The organism is Sulfitobacter sp. NFXS29 (assembly GCF_040148765.1).
Classification (GTDB): domain Bacteria; phylum Pseudomonadota; class Alphaproteobacteria; order Rhodobacterales; family Rhodobacteraceae; genus Sulfitobacter.
In genome coordinates this window covers 18,382-37,897 of sequence record NZ_JAGDED010000016.1, presented here as the reverse complement: position 1 = coordinate 37,897, position 19,516 = coordinate 18,382, and the positions used below count along the sequence as shown (strand labels likewise).

17 protein-coding genes are annotated in these 19,516 nt (G+C 62.0%); 10 read left to right on the top strand and 7 right to left on the bottom strand.

All coding sequences use genetic code 11. The annotated features are described in order from the left end of the window. Genes J3456_RS18365 through J3456_RS18355 form a run of 3 tightly spaced genes read right to left on the bottom strand, consistent with a single transcriptional unit; the run spans nucleotide 1 to nucleotide 2,227 of the window. Nucleotides 1–951 (bottom strand): shikimate dehydrogenase family protein, encoded by a 951-nt coding sequence (locus tag J3456_RS18365; RefSeq protein ID WP_349581664.1) that lies wholly within the window; start codon nucleotides 949–951, stop codon nucleotides 1–3. Then, on the bottom strand, nucleotides 948–1,595 hold the full coding sequence (locus J3456_RS18360) for a bifunctional 4-hydroxy-2-oxoglutarate aldolase/2-dehydro-3-deoxy-phosphogluconate aldolase (protein WP_349581662.1): 648 nt from the start codon (nucleotides 1,593–1,595) through the stop codon (nucleotides 948–950). The genes J3456_RS18365 and J3456_RS18360 overlap by 4 nt, the downstream gene beginning before the upstream one ends. Next, nucleotides 1,595–2,227, bottom strand: a complete 633-nt coding sequence (locus tag J3456_RS18355) for a glucose-6-phosphate isomerase (RefSeq protein WP_349581661.1) — start codon at nucleotides 2,225–2,227, stop codon at nucleotides 1,595–1,597. Before J3456_RS18355 ends, J3456_RS18360 begins: the two co-directional genes overlap by 1 nt. Nucleotides 2,228–2,489: 262 nt before the next feature. Here J3456_RS18355 and J3456_RS18350 point away from each other — a divergent pair, with 262 nt between their 5' ends. The 7 genes from J3456_RS18350 to J3456_RS18320 all read left to right on the top strand — a co-directional run bounded on the left by J3456_RS18350 (nucleotide 2,490) and on the right by J3456_RS18320 (nucleotide 10,299). Next, the gene (locus J3456_RS18350) at nucleotides 2,490–3,458 is read left to right on the top strand and encodes a substrate-binding domain-containing protein (protein WP_349581660.1); all 969 of its coding nucleotides are present in this window, start codon (nucleotides 2,490–2,492) and stop codon (nucleotides 3,456–3,458) included. A gap of 87 nt (nucleotides 3,459–3,545) precedes the next feature. Beyond that, on the top strand, nucleotides 3,546–5,054 hold the full coding sequence (locus J3456_RS18345; protein WP_349581658.1) for a sugar ABC transporter ATP-binding protein: 1,509 nt from the start codon (nucleotides 3,546–3,548) through the stop codon (nucleotides 5,052–5,054). Further along, nucleotides 5,051–6,058 carry an ABC transporter permease gene (locus tag J3456_RS18340; RefSeq protein ID WP_349581657.1) on the top strand — a complete coding sequence of 336 codons (1,008 nt, stop codon included), beginning with the start codon at nucleotides 5,051–5,053 and terminating at the stop codon, nucleotides 6,056–6,058. The genes J3456_RS18345 and J3456_RS18340 overlap by 4 nt, the downstream gene beginning before the upstream one ends. An 8-nt stretch (nucleotides 6,059–6,066) precedes the next feature. Further along, nucleotides 6,067–7,581 carry a xylulokinase gene (locus J3456_RS18335; protein WP_349581656.1) on the top strand — a complete coding sequence of 505 codons (1,515 nt, stop codon included), beginning with the start codon at nucleotides 6,067–6,069 and terminating at the stop codon, nucleotides 7,579–7,581. Next, nucleotides 7,582–8,376 (top strand): SDR family NAD(P)-dependent oxidoreductase, encoded by a 795-nt coding sequence (locus J3456_RS18330; RefSeq protein WP_349581654.1) that lies wholly within the window; start codon nucleotides 7,582–7,584, stop codon nucleotides 8,374–8,376. A gap of 31 nt (nucleotides 8,377–8,407) precedes the next feature. Continuing rightward, the gene (locus tag J3456_RS18325; protein ID WP_349581653.1) at nucleotides 8,408–9,496 is read left to right on the top strand and encodes a glycerol dehydrogenase; all 1,089 of its coding nucleotides are present in this window, start codon (nucleotides 8,408–8,410) and stop codon (nucleotides 9,494–9,496) included. Between the two features lie 41 nt (nucleotides 9,497–9,537). Then, nucleotides 9,538–10,299: an SDR family NAD(P)-dependent oxidoreductase gene (locus tag J3456_RS18320; RefSeq protein WP_349581652.1), complete on the top strand. Its 762-nt coding sequence runs from the start codon at nucleotides 9,538–9,540 to the stop codon at nucleotides 10,297–10,299. A 175-nt stretch (nucleotides 10,300–10,474) separates the two neighbouring features. On the opposite strand, the gene J3456_RS18315 is transcribed toward J3456_RS18320, so the two are convergent. From J3456_RS18315 to J3456_RS18300, 4 genes are all read right to left on the bottom strand, one after another. Further along, the gene (locus J3456_RS18315) at nucleotides 10,475–11,494 is read right to left on the bottom strand and encodes an ABC transporter permease (protein ID WP_349581651.1); all 1,020 of its coding nucleotides are present in this window, start codon (nucleotides 11,492–11,494) and stop codon (nucleotides 10,475–10,477) included. Nucleotides 11,495–11,527: 33 nt separating this feature from the next. Continuing rightward, nucleotides 11,528–12,541: an ABC transporter permease gene (locus J3456_RS18310; RefSeq protein ID WP_349581650.1), complete on the bottom strand. Its 1,014-nt coding sequence runs from the start codon at nucleotides 12,539–12,541 to the stop codon at nucleotides 11,528–11,530. A gap of 16 nt (nucleotides 12,542–12,557) precedes the next feature. Then, nucleotides 12,558–14,036 carry a sugar ABC transporter ATP-binding protein gene (locus tag J3456_RS18305; protein ID WP_349581649.1) on the bottom strand — a complete coding sequence of 493 codons (1,479 nt, stop codon included), beginning with the start codon at nucleotides 14,034–14,036 and terminating at the stop codon, nucleotides 12,558–12,560. A 76-nt stretch (nucleotides 14,037–14,112) separates the two neighbouring features. Next, nucleotides 14,113–15,120, bottom strand: coding sequence for a substrate-binding domain-containing protein (locus J3456_RS18300; RefSeq protein WP_349581648.1), 1,008 nt, complete (start codon nucleotides 15,118–15,120; stop codon nucleotides 14,113–14,115). A gap of 297 nt (nucleotides 15,121–15,417) precedes the next feature. On the opposite strand from J3456_RS18300, the gene J3456_RS18295 reads away from it, so the two are divergent. The 3 genes from J3456_RS18295 to J3456_RS18285 are packed head-to-tail and all read left to right on the top strand — an operon-like array spanning nucleotide 15,418 to nucleotide 19,486. Then, nucleotides 15,418–16,329 (top strand): MurR/RpiR family transcriptional regulator, encoded by a 912-nt coding sequence (locus J3456_RS18295; protein ID WP_349581647.1) that lies wholly within the window; start codon nucleotides 15,418–15,420, stop codon nucleotides 16,327–16,329. Next, nucleotides 16,310–17,926 (top strand): alcohol dehydrogenase catalytic domain-containing protein, encoded by a 1,617-nt coding sequence (locus tag J3456_RS18290; RefSeq protein WP_349581646.1) that lies wholly within the window; start codon nucleotides 16,310–16,312, stop codon nucleotides 17,924–17,926. Before J3456_RS18295 ends, J3456_RS18290 begins: the two co-directional genes overlap by 20 nt. A gap of 21 nt (nucleotides 17,927–17,947) precedes the next feature. After that, complete coding sequence (locus J3456_RS18285; RefSeq protein WP_349581644.1) at nucleotides 17,948–19,486, top strand: FGGY-family carbohydrate kinase; 1,539 nt, start codon at nucleotides 17,948–17,950, stop codon at nucleotides 19,484–19,486. The last annotated feature ends 30 nt before the right edge of the window (nucleotides 19,487–19,516 follow it).

Below are 19,516 nucleotides of genomic sequence, written 5' to 3'. Positions count from 1 at the left end.
TCACCCCTTCGCCGCTTGGACAGCAATGTCGGTCAGCTTGTCGATGTTCTTCTTGCCGGTGTCGATGGTGATGTCGAACACCTCGGCGATCACCTGCGTCCAACCGTGAATGAAATAGGTCCAGCCGTCATTGATCGTCAGGCCCCGCTCCGCTTGCTGCGCCCGCGCCTGATCCAGAAACACCAGCTCGCCGCGATAGTTCAGCTCCCAGACAGTGGCGTTCTGGGGGAGTACCGCCGCATCCGTGAGCGGCGACCCCGGGCGGTCCTTGCCCAGTCCCGTTGCATTGATGACGAGCGATCCCGAAGCCATCTTGGTCAGCACCTTGTCATTGGCGTCGGGCGTATTGACCAGCACGTAGTCCACCGGCACGTCACTTTCGATCTGCTCGTGGACATGCCGGATTTCGTCCAGCCGTTCCTGCGTGGTGTCCGAGACAACGATCCGCGCAGGCACATCCTGCCCACGTTCGCGGCGCATCAGGTGCCATGTCAGCGCAATGGTCGAACCTCCGACACCCATGGAGAACACTTCGGCCCCGTTGCCGGTCCAGTATCCGTCCCCCAAAAAACCGTCGATGGCGAGACCCGAGGACAGCGGGTCTTTCGCGTGACAGACAAGCCGGTTGTCGCGCTTCGAAATACAGCTGGTTTCGCGCATCAGACGCGCAAAGACATCGACCTCATCGAAAAGCTCTTCCGCCGCATCGAACAGGTCGATCTTGTGGGTGGTCACGAGCGCCCCCCGCGACAACGGATCGTCACGGATGAACTCCACCGCTTCGACATAAGTTTCCGGCGCGGAATGCGGCTCGAAGTCGATGCCCCTGATCGCCACATCACCCAACCCGAGGTGTTCGGCCCAAGCCGGAAACACTTTCATGATCGAGCTTTGCCCAGTGGTCACACCGATAAAATGGAGCGTCGGTTTCTCGCAAGGTGCATAGGTCATCCGCGCACCTCTTTCGCTTTCGCCACAGCCGCGCTGGCCTTCTTGGTGATGCCGGACCAGTCGCCTGCCGCCATATCTTCGGGCTTCGCGATCCACGTCCCGCCAACGGCTGCGATCTGGGACATGGAAAGCCAGTCCGACATATTGTCGAGCGTCACGCCGCCGGTCGGTATGAACTTGAGCCTCAGATGCGCGAAGGGGGCCGAGATGTTTTTCAACATCGACGGACCGCCCGCTCGCATTGCGGGAAAGAACTTCATCAGACGGTAGCCCCGCGCGCTCGCGCGCGAGATATCCGAAGGCGTCATGATACCCGGAGCGAAGGCAAACCCCGCCCGGTCGGCGGCACTGGCCACCTCGGGATCGTATCCCGGCGCCAGCCCGAACTTGGCACCCCCATCCATTGCCTGCCTCACCGCATCAGGAGACAGGATCGTACCCGCGCCCACGTTCAACTCGGGGCGGCTGTCGCGCAACTTGGCAATGACCTCGGCGGCGGCATTTGTGCGGAATGTGATCTCGGCCACGCCAAGCCCACCCTCCAGCAGAGCATCCGCCAAAGGTTCGGCATGGTTGGGGTCTTCGATGGCGATAACCGGCACGACACCGACTTCGACCACCGCGTCGAAAGCGTTGACGGTCATCAGGCCACCTCTTCGACGTAGATCTTGGCGAGGTCTTCGGCGCTGCGCGGCGTCCAGTCGGGGTTGTCCACGGCCTTCCAGCCGCCATTGCCGTCATCGACGATCCGCACCTTCATGCCGCCCGAGCGCTCGATGATGCCATAGTCCTGACCAGAATCGGAGGGATAGGCGAACATCATGACCAGATCTTCGGTGCCGGTGTTGACCGACCGGTGAATCCAGTAAGGCGGTACGTAACAGATGCCCTGCGGCTTCACTTCTACCAGACGCACTTCGCCCTCGGGGCTTTCCATTTGCATGATACCGGTACCTGACTGACCGTAATAGATTTCCGGTCGGTCGCCATTAGCGTGGATGTGGCCACGGGTCAGAAAGAACTCGTCTCCGACCCGACCCGGCTCCATGCGGGTCACACCCATGATAAGGTCGCTGACTTTTTCACCCGGAGTGTAAGAGGTGACCTCATACGCCACTTGCCCCTTACGTTCGGCAAGAAGCGCCTCGAACGCCGGTTCGTCCGCGTAAAGCCCGCGGAGATCCTCATAGGTCTTTTTGTAGTGACCATTGGCCCCCTTCAGAAGCCCTTCGGCCACTGCGACGTTGCAATATTGGGGTTCGGCGATAGTGGGCATGTCTTCCTCCGTCCATGTATCCGGCGCAGATCGAGCCAAGTTGACCGGCGCAGCAGCGTATTGTGTACCAATACTACCAAATCAACTACCTAGTAGCCGATAAGGCGGGCGTTGCGCAACAGATTTCGGGGATTACGGGTGCAAAATTGGGCAGCTTATGTATTGACGGTTATTATTTTGGTAGCTACGTTCCATTTTGTCAGAGAGGACTGACAGGCAGCGGACGTGAAAAACGACGCGCCAACCCCAAAGGAGGAGACACATGAAGATTAAATCCATCGCGGCAATTGCCGCCGCCGCAACCATGACCGCAGCGGGTTCCGCTCAGGCTCAGGACTGTAACCTCGGTATTTCCATGTACACACTGGGCGCGCCCTACTTCGCCGCTCAGGAAGACGCAGCGCGCAAGGCCGCCGAAGAAGCTGGCTGCACCGTGCGCTCGGCTGACGGCCAGAACGACATGGTCAAGCAGATTGGCGATATCGAAGACATGGTCGCCGCCGGCATCAACGTTTTGATCATCAACCCTCGTGACGCGCAGGGTCTCGTCTCCGCCGTGAACGCCGCGTCCGCTCAGGGCGTGCATGTGGTTGCGATCGACTCCACCCTCGACCCGTCCGCCGACTTCATTACTCAGATCCAGTCGTCGAACGAAGCAAACGGCGAACTCGTCGGTGACTGGCTTGCCAAAAAGCTAGAAGGCGAACCCGCCCGCATCGCGCTTCTCTCCGGCAGCCAAGGCAACCTCGTCGGCCGTGAACGTCGTCTGGGCGTGCTGCGCGGCCTGATGGACTCGATGCTCACCAACTATGGCTCCGCCGAAGTTGAAGTCGTCGGCCAAGGCTGGGGCAACTGGGCAACCGAAGGCGGTCTGACCGCAATGGAAGACCTGCTGACCGCACACTCCGATATCAACGTCGTGCTCGGCGAGAACGATTCGATGGTGCTTGGCGCACGTGCCGCCCTTCAGGCTGCCGGCCGCCTCGACGAAGTGATCCTCGTCGCCGCTGCTGACGGTCAGAAAGAAGCCTACGAGCTGATCCGCGAAGGCGAATACGGTGTGACCGGCCTCAACAATCCGAACGAAATCGCCCGTATGGCGGTTGAAGTCGGCCTTCAGGCGCTAAACGACGAACTGCCCGAAGATATGGGCAAACTCACGTTCACGCAGCCCGCTGCGATCACGCAGGACAACGTAGACGAATACTACGACGAAGAGTCGCTCTTCTGATTTTGCAAGAGTAACGTGAAGACGGCGCGGTCAGGCTCCTTTCGGGGTCGGGCCGTTCCGACCCAGACGCGCAGGGGGAGAGGCGCTGTGACCAAGCCACTCATCGAACTCGACAACATTACCAAAGCCTTTGCGGGCATCCGCGCGCTGACGAATGTGGATTTTACCCTCATGCCCGGCGAAGTGCATTCGCTCGTTGGCGAAAACGGCGCAGGGAAATCGACCCTGATGCGCGTACTCGGCGGCGAGATGCGCCCCAACGCAGGCACCGTGTCAATCATGGGCGAAGAGGTAAAGATGCATGGGCCGGTAGACGCGATCGAACGCGGTGTCTCTATCATCCATCAGGAAATGGCCCTCGCGCCCGATCTGTCCGTCGCTGAAAACATCTTTCTGGGCGAACTGCCCGCCCGGATCGGCTGGACCCGCCTGCGCCGAAATGCGCGCGAGCTTATCAACCGCCTCGGCTTCGAGATATCTCCCGCCGCGCTCGTTGGCGATCTCTCGATTGCGCACCAGCAGGTGGTCGAGATTGCGAAAGCCCTGTCCCGCAACGCCAAGGTCATTGTCTTTGACGAACCGACCGCCGTGCTCTCGATGGGCGACGCCCAGCGTCTCCTCGACATCATCCGCAGCCTGCGCGACGACGGCGTGGGCGTGGTCTATATCTCGCACCGTCTGGACGAGATCTTCGCGATCTCCGACCGTATTTCCGTGCTGAAAGACGGCCAGAACGTCGAAACCGTGACCCCCGACAGCCTTACCGTGGACGACCTGATCCGTAAAATGGTCGGTCGCCCCCTGAGCCAGCTGTTCGGCGACAAACCCGAGGCCGAAATCGGGGAAGAGGTGCTGCGCGTCGAAAACCTGACCCTGCCCAACGGCGTCAGGGACGTGAGCTTCTCGCTGCGCCGAGGCGAAGTCGTGGGCTTGGGTGGTCTTGTCGGCTCCGGTCGCACCGAAGTCGTGCGCGCCATCTTCGGCGCCGACCCGATCACTTCGGGCACAATCCAGTTGCACGGCGAAAACTTCCGCCCGCGCGGCCCGAAACAGGCCGTGAAGCGCGGCGTGGCGCTGGTGCCCGAAGACCGCAAAGGTCAGGGCGTGGTGCTAGACATGTCCATCGGCCGAAACGCGACCATGGCCAAAACCACGGACGTGACCCGCTTCGGGTTCTTCTCGGGCCGCAAGGAACGCAATGTCATCGAAGGGCTGATCAAGTCGCTTCGCATCAAGCTGGGCCACCACACCGACCCCGTGTCGAGCCTGTCGGGCGGCAACCAGCAGAAAGTCGTCCTCGCCAAGTGGTTCAACACCGGCAACGACATCTTCATTCTCGACGAACCGACCCGCGGCGTAGACGTGGGTGCGAAGACCGAGATCTATTCGCTCATTCACCGCATGGCCTCCGAAGGCAAGGCCGTGCTTGTCATCTCGTCCGAACATGCGGAGCTTTTCGGTCTGTGCGATCGCGTGCTTGTCATGGGCGAAGGCCGCCTGCACGGCGAGCTTCTGCCGCCGGACTATACGGAAGAAAAGCTTTTGACCCTGTCTATGTCCAGCCGGCGGTCATCTGAACTGGAGAAATCGACATGACTGATCAGGGCGTAGGCGTCGGGGAACCCGGCGCGACGGAAAACGAAAAGACCAAAGGCCCCACAACGTCTTTCACCAAGCTGTTCCGCCAGTTCGGCACCTTTACGATCTTCGTAATCTTGGTGCTGCTGGCCTCTACGCAATCCGATGCGTTTCTTTCCGAACGCAACATTATGAACGTGCTGCGGCAGATGTCCGGCGTCGGTGTCATGGCCATCGGGATGCTCTTTGTCATTCTCACACGCGGGATCGACCTGTCGGTTGGCTCTATCGCAGCACTTGGCGCCGTGTCCTCGGCGCTGTTGATCCAGCAGTTCCCGCTTCCCGTCGCGCTGGCGATGTCGGTCAGTATCGGTGCCGCTTGTGGCGCGATCTCCGGTGTGCTGATTGCGTTCTTCCGCCTACCCGCCTTCGTCATCACGCTTGCCATGATGACTGGCGCACGCGGTTTTGCGCTGATCCTGTCCAACGGTCAGCCGATCATGCCTGGTGACTCCGGTCGCCCGCTTCAGGAATTCGGCACCTCGTTTACTCTCGGCTTCCCGAACCCTGCCATGCTGATGTTCGGCCTGTTCCTTCTGGCCTTCCTGATCCTCAACTACTCGCGCTTCGGTCGTCTGGTGAAAGCCATCGGCTCGAACGAGGAATCCGTGCGTCTCTCCGGCATCTCGGTGCCGTGGTATGTGCTCGCCGTCTACATCATGTCGGGCGCGCTCGCCGCTGTCGCAGGTATCCTCGTGACCTCGCGCTCGGGTGTGGGTTCGGCCAGCGTCGGCTCCGGCGCGGAGCTTGACGTAATCGCAGCCGTGGTCATCGGTGGCGCAAGCCTGATGGGCGGTCGCGGGGGCGTCATAAACACCTTCATCGGCGTGATGATCCTCGGCGTGATCGGCAACATCATGAACCTCGCAGGTGTGCCCGGTTATCACCAACAGGTCTACCTCGGGATTATCATCGTGGCAGCTGTCGTTATCCAGCATGGCACCCAACTGTTCCGCCGCTGAGGTCCATCATGACTGATTGCACCATTGCACTCGACATTGGCACCGGTTCCACCCGCGCAGCGGTGATGGGGCCGGACGGCCAGGTCCTTCGGATTTCGGCCCGCGAATACCAACAAATTGTCCCTGCCTACGGCTGGTCCGAACAACGCCCCGCAGATTGGTGGTCCGCTTCCTGCGACGCGCTGAAAGATGTGACCGCTTGGGCGCGGGACGAAGGTCACAACCTCACCGCGTTGGCAGGTTGCGGCCAGATGCACGGCACGGTTCTGGTGGACGCCGATGGCGAACCCACCCTCGATGCGGTGCCCCTCTGGAACGACAAACGAACCCTCGACCATGTCCGTGCCTTCGAGGCCAGTGAAAAAGTTGAAGACTGGCTTTCGCGCACCGGCAACCCGCCGACACCGGCATGGCCCGCGTTCAAACTCCAATGGCTGCGCGACAAAGAGCCCGATGCCTACGCCCGAGCCACCCATGTGCTCATGCCCAAGGACTTTGTGAACCTGAAGCTGACGGGCGAACGGGCGATGGACTGGACCGACGCGGCCTGTTCCTTTTTGATGGACCCCGAAACGGGCCGCTGGAATGAAAGCGTTCTGGCCGATCTCGGACTCGATGCCGCCAAGATGCCAACGGTCAAACTGCCCACGGAGATCCTTGGCCATGTCACCGCCGAGGCTGCCAAGGTCACCGGCCTGCCCCAAGGGCTGCCGGTGCTCGCAGGCGGCGCGGATTACCCGATTGCGCTCCTCGGCTCCGGTGTCTGCCGCCCCGGACTGGCCTCCGAAGTTGCGGGCACCTCGTCCATCGTCACCCTGGTGGCCGAAAAGCCGGTTCTGGACCCCGAGATTTCGAACGTCGGCACGCCCGAAGGCAACTGGGGCGCATTTGTCCTGCTTGAAGCGGGGGGCGACGCCGCCCGTTGGGCGCGCCGTGCCTTTCATGACAATGATCTAAGCTACGGCGATATCCTCGCCATGGCCGAAACCGCTGCCCCCGGATCGGATGCGCTTTTGTTCCTGCCCTATCTCGTGGGCGAACGACTGGGCGCGCACCGCAACTCGCGGGCGCAATTCTTCGGCCTCGCTGCCGGTCACGGCCTGCCCCAGATGCACCGTGCCGTACTCGAAGGCGTGGGGTTTGCCGTGAACCGCCACCTTCAGGTCATGGAACGCGCCACCGGCACACGTCCCGACATGCTCATCGCCTCGGGCGGCGGCGCAAAAGCCGACTTCTGGCTGAAGATCAAGGCGTCCATCTACAACCGCCCGATCCTGATCCCAGAAGAGGCCGAATGCGGTCTCGTCGGTTGTGCGGCCCTTTGCACAGTGGCCCTCGGTCGGGAACCCGATCTGGAAAGCGCCGCCGCCAGACTGGTGCGCCACACCCGCGAAGTGCGGCCCGACCCCGTGTGGGCCGAGCATTACGCGCGGATCCAGCCACTTTTCGACACGCTCTATACCCAGAGCCAAGCTCACTACGACACGCTCGATGCGCTTACCGCATCGCAACCGGAGGCCTGAATGTCCGACATCACCGAAGACGCGGCAAACGTGCCCTACCTCGACCGCTTCCGCCTGACCGGTCGCCACGTGCTTGTCACCGGCGGTGCACGCGGCATCGGGCTTGCGACCTGCGAAGCACTGGCTCAGGCGGGGGCGCTTGTGGTCCTCACCGACCGAGACGCAGACGCCGCCGAAGCTGCCGCAAAGGGCCTCGCGGAAAAGGGCCTCTCTGTCACGTCCGACGTGCTCGAAGTCACCGATGCCGCGGCGGTTCAGGCACTGGCCGACCGTCACCCCGATGTCGACACGCTGGTCAACAACGCAGGTATTGCCCGCTCGAACATTCCCGCCGAAACCATGAGCGACGACGAATGGTCCTCCGTCATAGACATCAACCTTAACGGCTTGTTCTGGTGCTGCCGCTCTTTCGGCGCAAGGATGCTCGAGCGCGGCTCGGGCAGTATCGTCAATGTCGGCTCCATGTCGGGCTACATCGTGAACCGTCCGCAGGAGCAGGCGCAATACAACGCCTCCAAGGCTGCTGTTCACCAGTTGACCAAAAGCCTCGCCGCCGAATGGGCGCCGCGTGGCGTCCGCGTAAACGCGGTTGCGCCGACCTATATCGAAACCGAAATGAACTCGTACGTCTACGAGGACGAAAACCTGATGCGCCACTGGATCGGCGGCACGCCGCAGAGCCGCATGGGCCGCACGGACGAGGTCGCCTCGGTGATCCTGTTCCTCGCCTCCGACGCCGCGAGCCTGATGACAGGCTCCATCGTGCTCGCAGACGGGGGTTACACCTGCTGGTAAGTCCAGCCGCTCGTTTTCTGGGAGGAATGACATGCACGACACCGCACAGACCATGAAAATCACCGGCGCCCGCTTTCCCGGTCGCTATATTCAGGCCACCGGCCTGATTGCGCGCCTTGGCGTCGAGACCAAGAGTTTGGGCACCAAGGGCTTCGCGATCCTCGACTGCGCCCTGGCAGAGATGCTCGAAATCGAGATGACCGCAGGCGCAGGCGACGACATCGCCCTCAGCTTTCACACCCACGGCGGCGAATGCTCCGAGGAAGAAGTCGAGAAACTGACCGCGCTCGCCAAAGATGGTGAGATCGACGTTGTGATCGGCGCGGGTGGCGGCAAGGCGCTGGATACCGCAAAAGTCGTGGCCCACAATATGGGCGTTCCCATCGTCATCATCCCGACCATCGCAGCATCGGATGCGCCCTGTTCGGCACTCGCCGTGGTCTATCGCACCGATGGCACCGTGGCCTATGATCTGTTCCTGCCAAGGAACCCCGATCTGGTGCTGGTCGATACCGCGATCGTCGCCAAAGCGCCCGCACGGTACTTGGCGGCTGGCATCGGCGACGCGCTCGCAACCTTTTACGAAGCCGAAAGCAGCCGCATCGCCGAGGCCCCGAACTGCTGGGGCACCTACGGCTCGCCGCTCGCATTCGAAATCGCGCGCTACTGCCGCGATGTGATCTTTGCGGACGGCGCTCAGGCACTTGCCGATTGCGACAACGATAACGCCTCCCCTGCCCTTGAAAGGGTGGTGGAAGCCAACATTCTGCTCTCCGGTGCGGGCTTTGAAAGCGGCGGTGTCGCGGGCGCCCATGCGATCCACCACGGGCTGTGCGAGCTTGATGACGTCCACCACCACTTGCATGGCGAGAAGGTAGCCATCGGCGTGCTCGCCATGCTTCTGATCCACGGCCAGCAGGAAGAGTACGAACGCGTGCGCGACTTCTGCACCTCGGTCCGCCTGCCCACCGATCTCTCCGGTGTCGGCATCACCGACCTGACTGAAGATAAACTCGCCCGCGTGGCGGAACGCGCCTGCAAACCGGGCGACATCATGCACAACGAGCCGGTCAAGGTCACACCCGATATGGTGGCCGAGGCGCTGCGCAAACTGGCCTGAGCGCAGACCGCTCTGCCAAGCACATTGAGAAAGGAGACACTATGACCGGATTTTCAGAGATTTTGGACACGTTCAAACCGGACCTTCTGGCGGGTAAATCCGCCATTGTCGTCGGCGCCACCAGCGGCATCGGCCTTGACATCGCACGTGGCCTCGCGGCCCTCGGCGCGACCGTCATCGGCACTGGCAGCTCGGCCGAGAAAATTGCGAAGCTAGAAGAAGAAGACATCGCCTTCCAACGTCTCGACGTGCGCGATGCAGAGGCGATCCGCAGCTTTTGTGCGGCGCAGGAAAGGGTCGATATCCTCGTGAACGGCGCAGGCATCGCACGCGGCGGCGCGGAATGGGACGAAGAGATTTTCCTCGATACGATGGACGTGAACCTGAATGCGCAAATGCGCTTTTCCTTCGCACTTCACGACAAGCTGGCCGAGGCGAAGGGCGCGGTGGTGAATATCGCTTCGATGCTCAGCTTCATGGCCGATCCCGAAGTGCCCGCCTATTGCGCCTCCAAAACCGGCGTGTTGGGTCTGACCCGCGCCTGCGCCCACAAATGGGGCCGCGAAGGCATCCGCGTGAACGCCATCGCACCCGGGTATCACCAGACCGACATGACCAAACCGATCTGGTCGCGACCTGAGGGCGAACAGGCGATCTCGAAACGCACTGCGATGGGCCGTTGGGGCACGACGCAGGATCTCGTCGGCGCGACAATCTTTCTCGTCTCCCCCGCGGCCGCATACATCACCGGCATCTGCCTTGAAGTAGACGGCGGTTTCGCAACGGGCAATCCACTGGACTGACCAACCGCAAGACGCTCCTGCAAACATCCCCCGCTCCCTCCGGCGGGGAGTGCTTTTGTCTGCCGTGACACGCAAAGCAATTGATCGACCAGCGCATCGGAAACCCTTACCCTTGTGCACCGACAGATCAGTGCCGCGCCTTCCCTGCCTGTTCCGCTAGAAGACGTCTGTCGCACTAGCCCACGCGCCGCATCGACTGCAGGCCAAGAATATCGCGCCAAGGTCGGCCACTCTTGCGCAGCACCATGATCCCGTCAATCGACACGACCAGAACCAGAACCGCACCGATGACGACCGACTGCCACTCGGACGGAACGGACAAAAGGTTGAAAGCGTTGTTCATGAGCGAGATGAAAACGACCCCCAGAAATGCCCCGAGGTATGACCCCTTACCCCCCGCGATCGAGCCGCCGCCGATCAGGCAGGCGATGAAAATCTGCATCTCCAGCCCCTCGCCCATATAACGGTTCGCCATGCCGACCCGCGCCGTCATCAAGATACCGGCAAGTGCGGCCAGAAAGCCCGACAGCACGAAGCACCAAAACTCGACCTTGCGCTTGTCGATCCCGATAGACGCCGCTGCTTGCGGGCTGCCACCAAGGAACAGCAGCCGCCGCCCGCCGGCACTGAGCCGGAAAAAGGCTTCCATCCCGATGATTAGCAGGAGAGCGAAGGCAAAGAGGCCATAAAGCCCCCCCGTCTCGAAGCGTCCAAGGGTGCCAAAGCCTTCGGGGAAGCCGGTAAAACCAGCCAGCTTCTGGCCCGACATCACAACCTCGATCACACCCCGTGTCATATAGAGCACGCCAAGTGTGACGATCAGGTGGTTGATCCCGAGTACCGCGACGAAGGCCCCGTTAAAGGCGCCGATTCCGACACCCACCGCCAGCCCTGCGGCCATTGCGAGCCAGACCGGCGCACCTGCGGAAAACGCCATCGCCGTGGCGATTCCCGCCAACCCCATGACCGCACCGACCGACAAATCGAAACGCCCGATCATGAACAGCGTCATCATCCCCGTCGCCACGATCAGGTTCGGCGCAATGGCGGTTTGCAGCGAGGCAAGGTTGTTCCCGTTCAGAAACGAGGTGCTGACGATGGACAGAACCAGCGCCAAAAGCACCACCGCACCCAATGTCACCGTTTCCTGTTCCAGCCGCGCGGCTCTCAGAAAGCCTGTCTTGCGTGTGCTCATGGGTTTTATCCTCCCTCAGTCACTCGGCCCGCCTCAGCTGGCGCGGCGGTTAAAAAACGTGTCGAAGGTCACGGTTGCGATCAAAAGCGCACCGATGACGAATTGTTGGAACACCGGCTCGATGTCGAACATGATCATCCCGTTCAGAACCACAGCGAGCAACAAAAGCCCAAGCGCGGACCCCCTCAGATCACCGCGCCCGCCATAAAGGCTTGCGCCCCCGATAATCGCCGCCGTGACCATCACGAACTCAAGCCCAAGGCCCATCCGTACATCCGCGTGGGTAATCCGGCTGGCGGTGAAAATTCCGCCCAAGCCCGCCGTCATCGCGCTCGCGACGAAAGCCAGCACCTTGATCCGGCCCACATGGATGCCATGCACGGCGGCGGATTTCATGTTTTCCCCGACGAAACACATTTTGCGGTAAAGCCCGAAACGCCGTTGGAACACCCACGCAAGCAACACCATGACCACCATAATCACGATGGTGACGCGAGTATCGAACAGATCGGTGCGCGCCAGCGACCGGAACTCCCGCGGGTAGGTCCGTCCGCCCAGATCGTTGGCCAGCACGTTGGACAGCCCGCGCACCAAAAGCATGGTGCCGATGGTCAGCATCAACGAATTGATCCCGAACCGAACGACCAAAAGACCATTGAGCAGCCCAACCAAACCCGCCGCCCCGAGCGCCACAACAGCGGCGGTGAAAAGGCTCCAGTCGTTGATCAGCAAAGCACCGGTCAGCGTGCCGGTCAGCGCGAACACCGACCCCACGGAGAGATCAATCTCGCGCATCACCATCACATAAGTGAAACCTATGATCGCCAGAAACTCGATCGACACCCCGAAGAGGATCGAATTGATATTCTGGTAGCTCGCGAAATTCGGCTGCGTCAACGCCAGAAAGGCGACGATCGCAAAGGTCACCAGCGCGAGGGGAAGCGCATTGCCCCCGAACTTGACCGCCCCCGACCGTTTGCCGCGCACGGTCTTCGTGCCCGCGTCTTTACGGATCAGGTCCTGATCCACGTTCTCGGATGCACTCATGGTTTTCTCACTCCTCTCAGGCACTGCCAGCCGCCAAGGCCATCACGGCCTCTTCGCCCATCGTCTTGGCGCCGACCTCGCCCACCATCCGACGCGACCGCATCACCACGATCCGGTCGGCAAGCCGCAAAAGCTCTGGCAGGTCGGAAGAAAAGATGGCGACCGCATGACCCGCTTCGGCCTCGGCGCGGACGACCTCGTGAACCTCGGCCTTGGCGCCGACATCAACGCCGCGCGTGGGTTCGTTCATCACGATGACCTTGGGCGCATTTGCCAGACAGGCCGAAACCATAACCTTCTGCTGGTTTCCACCCGACAATTGCTGTGGCGTGTCCCCGATCCCGGACACGCGGATCGCGAACTGGCGCACGCTGTCGTGGGCCAGTTCCTCAACCGCGCGGCCGTCGACCATGCCGCGCCGCGACAACCGGTCCAACACGGGGGCCGACACGTTGTCAGCGATCGACCGTTCCATATAAAGCCCCGCCTCTTTGCGGTTCGCAGGCAGATACGACATGCCCCCCCGCATCAACGCGGTTGGCGTGGGATGAGCGACACGCTCTCCGAAAAGCCGCATTTCCCCCCGTCCTGCCGGAACGAGCCCGAACATGGCCTCGCTCAACTCCTCGGCACCGGACCCTTCCAACCCGAAGACACCGACGATCTCGCCTTCATGAAGCGACATTGACACACCGTCAAAAGCGCCCTCTCGGCCAAGATCCGCAAGCTCCAGCGCAACGGCCCCGCGCGTGCCGCCGTGGCCACGCCGCTCGTTGCCTAGTTCGCGCCCGACCATGCGTGCGATCAACGCGTCCTCGTCGAGGTTCCGGTTCACCAGCGTTTCGACGAACTTACCGTCGCGCAGCACGGTGATATGGTCCGCAATGTCGAGCACCTCCTGCAACCGGTGTGACACATAAAGAATGCTCTGCCCCGTCGCGCGAAGCTGTTTTATGAGATCCAAAAGCACCTCGGCCTCGAGGTTGTTCAGCCCCGATGTCGGCTCATCAAGGATCAACACCCCGGGTTCTCGCTCCACCGCACGCAAAATCTCGACAATCTGCTGCTGCCCCGGAGTGAGCTGCGACACGATTTCCCGCGTGTCCACGTTCAACCCGAACAACGCCAGCAACTCGGCGGCACGCGCATGCATCTTCTTGAAATCGATCCGGCCGTTCTTTCGCGGCATCTCGCCGGCAAAGATATTCTCGGCCACCGACATATTCTCGAAAACGGTAAGTTCCTGATGCACCATCTCGATGTCACCGATCGCGCGCTCGGCCGCATCCACGACCTTGCCGCGCAGCGAAACCTGCCCTGCATCGGGTGTCAGTTCGCCCTTAATGATCTTCAGCGTGGTCGATTTTCCCGCGCCGTTCTCACCAAGGATCGCATGAACCTCGCCCGGAGCGACACGAAAGCTGACGTCGCTCAACGCCTGCACCGCGCCGTAACACTTGCTGATACCGGACACGTCCAGAATAGCGGCTTCCATCGGTCACACTCCCGTTCGTCAAATTTGGAAAACTTGAGGGGCGGACCGCACAGGTCCACCGCCGCTGATGCACGGCTCAGTCCAGTTCAGGAAGATTGCCACGCATAAAGTGTTCGATGTTGTCGCCGTCGATAACCTCGGTGCCCATGTACATAACCGAGGGGAACGGCGTGACCCCAGCTTCGGCATTGTTGGCCGAGATCGGCACATTGGCCAGACCCATGGAGGTGTCGTTGTACGCCTCCAGCATCTGCACGGCCATGTATGCCTGAAGCGCCGTCTTGTTCACGATCGTCGCGTCGATGGCCCCGTATTCAATGCACTCCAGCACCGGATCTTCGCGGTCATGCACGATGACGGTGAGCGGCTCGATATCAATATCCAGCTCTTCTGCCGCCAGACAAATGCCCGTGCCCGACGAACTGTCGAGCCCGACAACGGCGGTGATATCGGGATAGGTGTTGAACATGGTCTTGGCTGCGTCGATGGCGGTCGAAGTCGTCGCCTTGTCATCGATCCGTCCCGCAAGCTCCCAGTCCGAGTTGGCGTCAAGGTAATCAACCAGCCCTTGGAACTTGGCATCCGTGTTCGACGCACCCCAGTTGCCCGAGGCCACGAAGCTGCCGGAATTGCCGCCGCGTTCGATCAGCTCTTTCGCGGTGTCCACACCGGCCTCGTAATTGTCGAGACCGATGAAGGTCAGCGCACCGTTATCGGCAGTCGCGGCCTCAATCACGATGACCGGAATACCCTGCTCCATCGCCCGCTTGATACCTGGAACCGCACCCGGCTCCCACAGGGTGGTGATAATGCCGTCGGGCTCACGCGCGATGGCCTGCTCGACCGCTTCTGCACCTGCGACAGGATCCCAGCCCTGCGGCCCGATCGGCTCGACAGTCACGCCGAATTTGTCCTCGGCGTAAGACATGCCCAGAAGGCTATCGAGCAGGTAGGGGTGACCCTGAAGCTGCGATGCATAGATGTAGGTGCGTGCTTCGCCGTCCTGCGCCACAAGCGGCGCTGCAGCGACGGATGCCAGCAAAGCGCCAGCCACGAGCGCACCGGTTTTGTTAAGATATTCCATAAACTTATCCTCCCATATTCTGACGACCACCTGCTATCGCACCGAAGGTTGGTGCGATCCTCCGTTGCCGGAAATCATCTCGTGGCGCCGACCGTAACAACGCGAATCGCATCGGTCCAGAAATTTCTTTTCTTGTATTTCGTTTTCTCTGAATGTTATTTTCAAAACAGTTTCGCAGGCAGTCGGTTAAGATAGGTTTCCAAACCCGCCGAAACCGTCCGCCGCCACAAGGAGGTGTGGCGATAACACGCGAAATCGCTTCGGGGCACCCGAAAGACTTTGGGAGGACAAGGGCCGATGGCCGGACAAACAACCATTCTCGAGCACATTCGCGCCGTGCACGGAAACCTGAAGCCAACTCTTCAGACCGTTGCCGATGCAGTGCTGGCAGACCCCGACACGGTGCGGCGCATGAATCTGCGCCAATTGGCCAGCCACTCGGGTGTATCGGAAGCCTCGATCAGCCGCTTCGTGCGCGGGATCGGGCTGGAAAACTACCGCGATTTCGGGCTGCGACTGGCCGAAATCAGCCCCACCGACCCGACCAAGGCACATCCCGCGACGCCGCAGGGCGTCTATGACAACATCGGGCGCACCGACACCGCCGAAACCATCCTGTCCAAGATCGCGCACCGCCAGATCGACGTGGCGCGCTCCGGCCTTGCCACACTCGATCCCGAAGCGCTGGAGCAGGCCGCGCGGATGATCGTTAGCGCGGGGCCTGTGCTGTTTCTCGCCGCAGGGTCGTCCTGCCTTGCCGCCGAAAGCGGTGTGGTACGTTTCGGGCGCATGGGGATCCCCGCCATGTTCCATCAGGACCGCAACAACCAGACCATTCTGGCCGCTTCTCTGCCCAAGGATGCGCTGGTCATCGCGATCAGCGATTCGGGCCGCACCGCGCAGACGGTCGAGGCGACGCAGGCCGCCCGCAACAGCGGTCTTCCTGCCATCGTCATCACCTCCTACCCCGAATCGCCGCTGGCAAAGCTGGCCGATGTCACACTCGCCACGCCCTCGGCCTATGAACCCGCAGGCGGCGAGCCGCTTTACGAAAGCATGGTCGCCAAATACGGCCAGCTTCTTGCAGTCGATGCGCTCTATTCGCTGACCGCCGTGCTCGATTACGACCGCGCACTCGAACACCTCGGTCGCGGCGACCCCCATATCAAGACCAGCAGAAGGATCGCACATGACGATGACCGGCCCTAAGCCCCTCGCGCAATCTGGCGCCCCGAACACCGAGATTGGCCAAGACAACCTGCACTGGCCTTATCAGGGCGAGACGCTAGACGAACTTCTGGCAGCCCGACCGAAGGTCTCACCCGTGCCCGCCCCTGACCCTGACGAGGTGGTTGTACGTGTCGAAGCCGCTTCGATCTGTTCATCTGACATCAAGGTCATCCGCATGGGCGAGCGTCATCCGCTCTTCGTCGCCACCGGCACACCCCCCGCGAAAACCGTTCTGGGCCACGAGGTCTGCCTGCGCGTCGTCGCCGCGGGCACCGAGATGTCCGCGCTCTATCCGGAGGGGCTTCGTCTCGGCCTGCAACCGGCCATGAAAATCGACGGCAAGCGCGCCATCATCGGAATGGATCTGCCCGGAGGTTTTGCGCAATACATCGTTCTCGACGGCCGCGCGCTCGGTCCCGCTGCACCTTATGTGTTCGAGGTACCCGAGAGCCTGACAGCCGCCGAAATCGCTTTGTTAGAGCCATATGGCTGCGTCGAACGAGCATGGTGCCCGAACGTCCGGCAGGGTCTCGACCCGACCGGGACCGCGCTGATCGTCGCCGGTCTGAACGCGGGTGACTTCCACGCCAGCCGCCCGCTCGACTGGGCAGGCGGCGTCACCTGTGTGGGCGCGGTCCCGGAAGGTCTCCTCGCCGCCCCTGCCCCGCCCTCCGTCGCACTGGGCGAACTCGGCGAGACAAGCTTCGACGACATCATCGCGCTCGGCGATCTGGACGCCGACACGCTCACGGATCTTGCCGCACGTCTCGCCACTGGGGGAATGCTGCTTCAGGCGCGTCACACGGCTTCTGAGGGGGTGTCCCGCGTCGATCCCGCCCGCGTCCACTACGACTCGCTGGCCTTCACAGGCACGAACCAGACCGACGTACTCACCGCACTTGCACCTGCGCGCCAGCGCTTCGACCTGCGCAAAGGCGGAACCGCAGTGGTTTATGGAGCAGGCGGCGCGATGGGGCGCATCCATGTTCACCGGCTGCTTCAAATGCACGACGGCCCCAAAGTGGTCATTGCCACCTCGCGCAAGGGCAAGCGCCTCGACGACCTGCGCGCCGATTTCGTGCCGCTCGCGCAGGCAAACCACCGCACCTTGATCGTGGTCGAGGACGGCGCGCTGGAAACCGCCGCCGCCGAACACGCACCTGACGGTTTCGATGACATCACCGTGGTCGCGCCACTGGCCCAAGCCGTGGAACGCGCCGCGGGGCTTCTGGCCCCCGACGGACTTCTGTCTGTCTTCGCGGGCATGCCCTACGGCGAAACCATCGCATTCGACCTTGCGTCCATCGCAACCGGCGGCCTGCGTCTTACCGGCTCGACCGGCTGCACCACCGGCGACATGCAGGACGTGCTGCTCCGCGTGACCACGGGCGAGCTGTCGCTCCTCGACAATCTCAAGGCAACCGTAGGCCTCAGGGCCTTGCCCGAAGCGCTTCGCGCTGTCACCGAAGGGGCCGTCTCGGGCAAGATCGTCGTCTATCCACACGCACCGGACCGTCCGCTCGTGCCGCTCACAGGCCCGCTTACACTGTCCGATGAAGCCCCGCTGCGCGGCTGACAAGACCCAAGGAAGAAACCCATGAAAGACCATGTGATCGGTATCGACATCGGCACCACCGGCACCAAGACCGGCATCTATGACACGGAAGGCTCACTCGTGGCCGATGCATTCGAGGAAAGCATCCTGACTTACCCCGGCCCTGGTCAGGTAGAACAGGACCCTGACGAGATTCTCGACAGCGTGCGCCGCACGATCAAAACCGCCATCACCACCTCCGGACTGGACCCCGACCGAATCGCCTGTGTCGCGCTCGACGGGCAAATGGCGGGCATTATGGCCGTCGATCGCGACTGGTCGCCGGTCACGCATTACGACAGCTGGCTCGACACCCGCTGCGCCCCCTATCTCGACGAACTGCGCCCCCACGAAACCGAAATCATCCAGACCTGCGGCATGGGGCTTGCCTTCAACCACGCGCCCAAAATCCTGTACTGGCGCGACCGGCCCGAGGTCTGGGACCGCATCCATGCCTTCATCCAGCCCGCGGCCTATTGCGCCGGACGGCTGGGCGGGCTGACCGGCGACGACGCCTTCATGGACCGCACCTACATTGTGTTCTCCGGCTTCGGCTCCGGCGAAAGCTTCACTTGGAACGAAGAGCTGCTGTCGCGCTTCAACCTGACCACCGAGAAGCTGCCCAGAATCGTCGAACCGTGGGACATCATCGGCCATGTGACCGAAGCTGAATCGGCACTTTGTGGCCTTGCCGCAGGCACACTGATCGCGGCGGGTTGTGGCGACCAGTCTGCCAATGTGCTGGGCGCGGGTCTCGTGGACCCTGGCGTGGTGTTCGATGTCTCCGGCACGGCTTCGGTGTTCTCGACCGTGATCGACAATTTCGGTACGGATACCGCCTATCGCTGCCTCATGACATGTCCCCACGTGGTGCCCGGCCTGTGGTTTCCGATGGCCTATGTCGCGGGCGGCGGGTTGAACCTCAGGTGGTTCCGCGATCACGTTTCGCCGCTTGAAAAGGCGGCGTGGGAAGCAGACGGCCATGACCCCTACGACGCCCTCGCCCGCGAAGCCGAGGAAATCGAACCCGGGTCCGAGAAGCTTCTGTTTCTGCCCCACCTCTCAGGGCGCAACACGCCCAACGACCCGACCATGCGCGGGGCGTTTCTGGGCCTCACCTGGCGTCACGAAAAGGCACATATGGTCCGCGCCATGATGGAAAGCATCGCCTACGAATATGGCGTATACATGCGCGCCGTGCGCGAGCTTGCGCCGGGCTACGACCCGAAATTCGCACTGAATATCGGCGGCGGAGCGCGCAGCGCGCTGTTCAGGCAGATCAAAGCAGACGTGCTCGGCATTGACTACAGCCGCCTGCCCCGCGAGGAATTCGGCACCTTGGGCGCGGCACTGGTCGCAGGTCACGCCGTTGGTCTTTTTCCCGACATCGCGGCCTCGGCGCGGGCCTTCTCGGAAATGCCCACAGACAGCACCACGTCACGGCCAGAGGTGAACGCAGCGTACTCGCCCTATCTAGACACCTATCTCGATGCGATGGGCGCGTTGTCACCCTTCTTCTCGCGCATGGACGGGGCGCTCTAGGCCCGTCCCGGTTACGGATCGTGCCCATGG

What these genes read in the sequence shown, in the direction of transcription:
- J3456_RS18365 (WP_349581664.1), bottom strand. Translation starts at nt 951, where the DNA reads ATGACCTATGCACCTTGCGAGAAACCGACGCTCCATTTTATCGGTGTG.
- J3456_RS18360 (WP_349581662.1), bottom strand. Translation starts at nt 1,595, where the DNA reads ATGACCGTCAACGCTTTCGACGCGGTGGTCGAAGTCGGTGTCGTGCCG.
- J3456_RS18355 (WP_349581661.1), bottom strand. Translation starts at nt 2,227, where the DNA reads ATGCCCACTATCGCCGAACCCCAATATTGCAACGTCGCAGTGGCCGAA.
- J3456_RS18350 (WP_349581660.1), top strand. Translation starts at nt 2,490, where the DNA reads ATGAAGATTAAATCCATCGCGGCAATTGCCGCCGCCGCAACCATGACC.
- J3456_RS18340 (WP_349581657.1), top strand. Translation starts at nt 5,051, where the DNA reads ATGACTGATCAGGGCGTAGGCGTCGGGGAACCCGGCGCGACGGAAAAC.
- J3456_RS18335 (WP_349581656.1), top strand. Translation starts at nt 6,067, where the DNA reads ATGACTGATTGCACCATTGCACTCGACATTGGCACCGGTTCCACCCGC.
- J3456_RS18330 (WP_349581654.1), top strand. Translation starts at nt 7,582, where the DNA reads ATGTCCGACATCACCGAAGACGCGGCAAACGTGCCCTACCTCGACCGC.
- J3456_RS18325 (WP_349581653.1), top strand. Translation starts at nt 8,408, where the DNA reads ATGCACGACACCGCACAGACCATGAAAATCACCGGCGCCCGCTTTCCC.
- J3456_RS18320 (WP_349581652.1), top strand. Translation starts at nt 9,538, where the DNA reads ATGACCGGATTTTCAGAGATTTTGGACACGTTCAAACCGGACCTTCTG.
- J3456_RS18315 (WP_349581651.1), bottom strand. Translation starts at nt 11,494, where the DNA reads ATGAGCACACGCAAGACAGGCTTTCTGAGAGCCGCGCGGCTGGAACAG.
- J3456_RS18310 (WP_349581650.1), bottom strand. Translation starts at nt 12,541, where the DNA reads ATGAGTGCATCCGAGAACGTGGATCAGGACCTGATCCGTAAAGACGCG.
- J3456_RS18305 (WP_349581649.1), bottom strand. Translation starts at nt 14,036, where the DNA reads ATGGAAGCCGCTATTCTGGACGTGTCCGGTATCAGCAAGTGTTACGGC.
- J3456_RS18300 (WP_349581648.1), bottom strand. Translation starts at nt 15,120, where the DNA reads ATGGAATATCTTAACAAAACCGGTGCGCTCGTGGCTGGCGCTTTGCTG.
- J3456_RS18295 (WP_349581647.1), top strand. Translation starts at nt 15,418, where the DNA reads ATGGCCGGACAAACAACCATTCTCGAGCACATTCGCGCCGTGCACGGA.
- J3456_RS18290 (WP_349581646.1), top strand. Translation starts at nt 16,310, where the DNA reads ATGACGATGACCGGCCCTAAGCCCCTCGCGCAATCTGGCGCCCCGAAC.
- J3456_RS18285 (WP_349581644.1), top strand. Translation starts at nt 17,948, where the DNA reads ATGAAAGACCATGTGATCGGTATCGACATCGGCACCACCGGCACCAAG.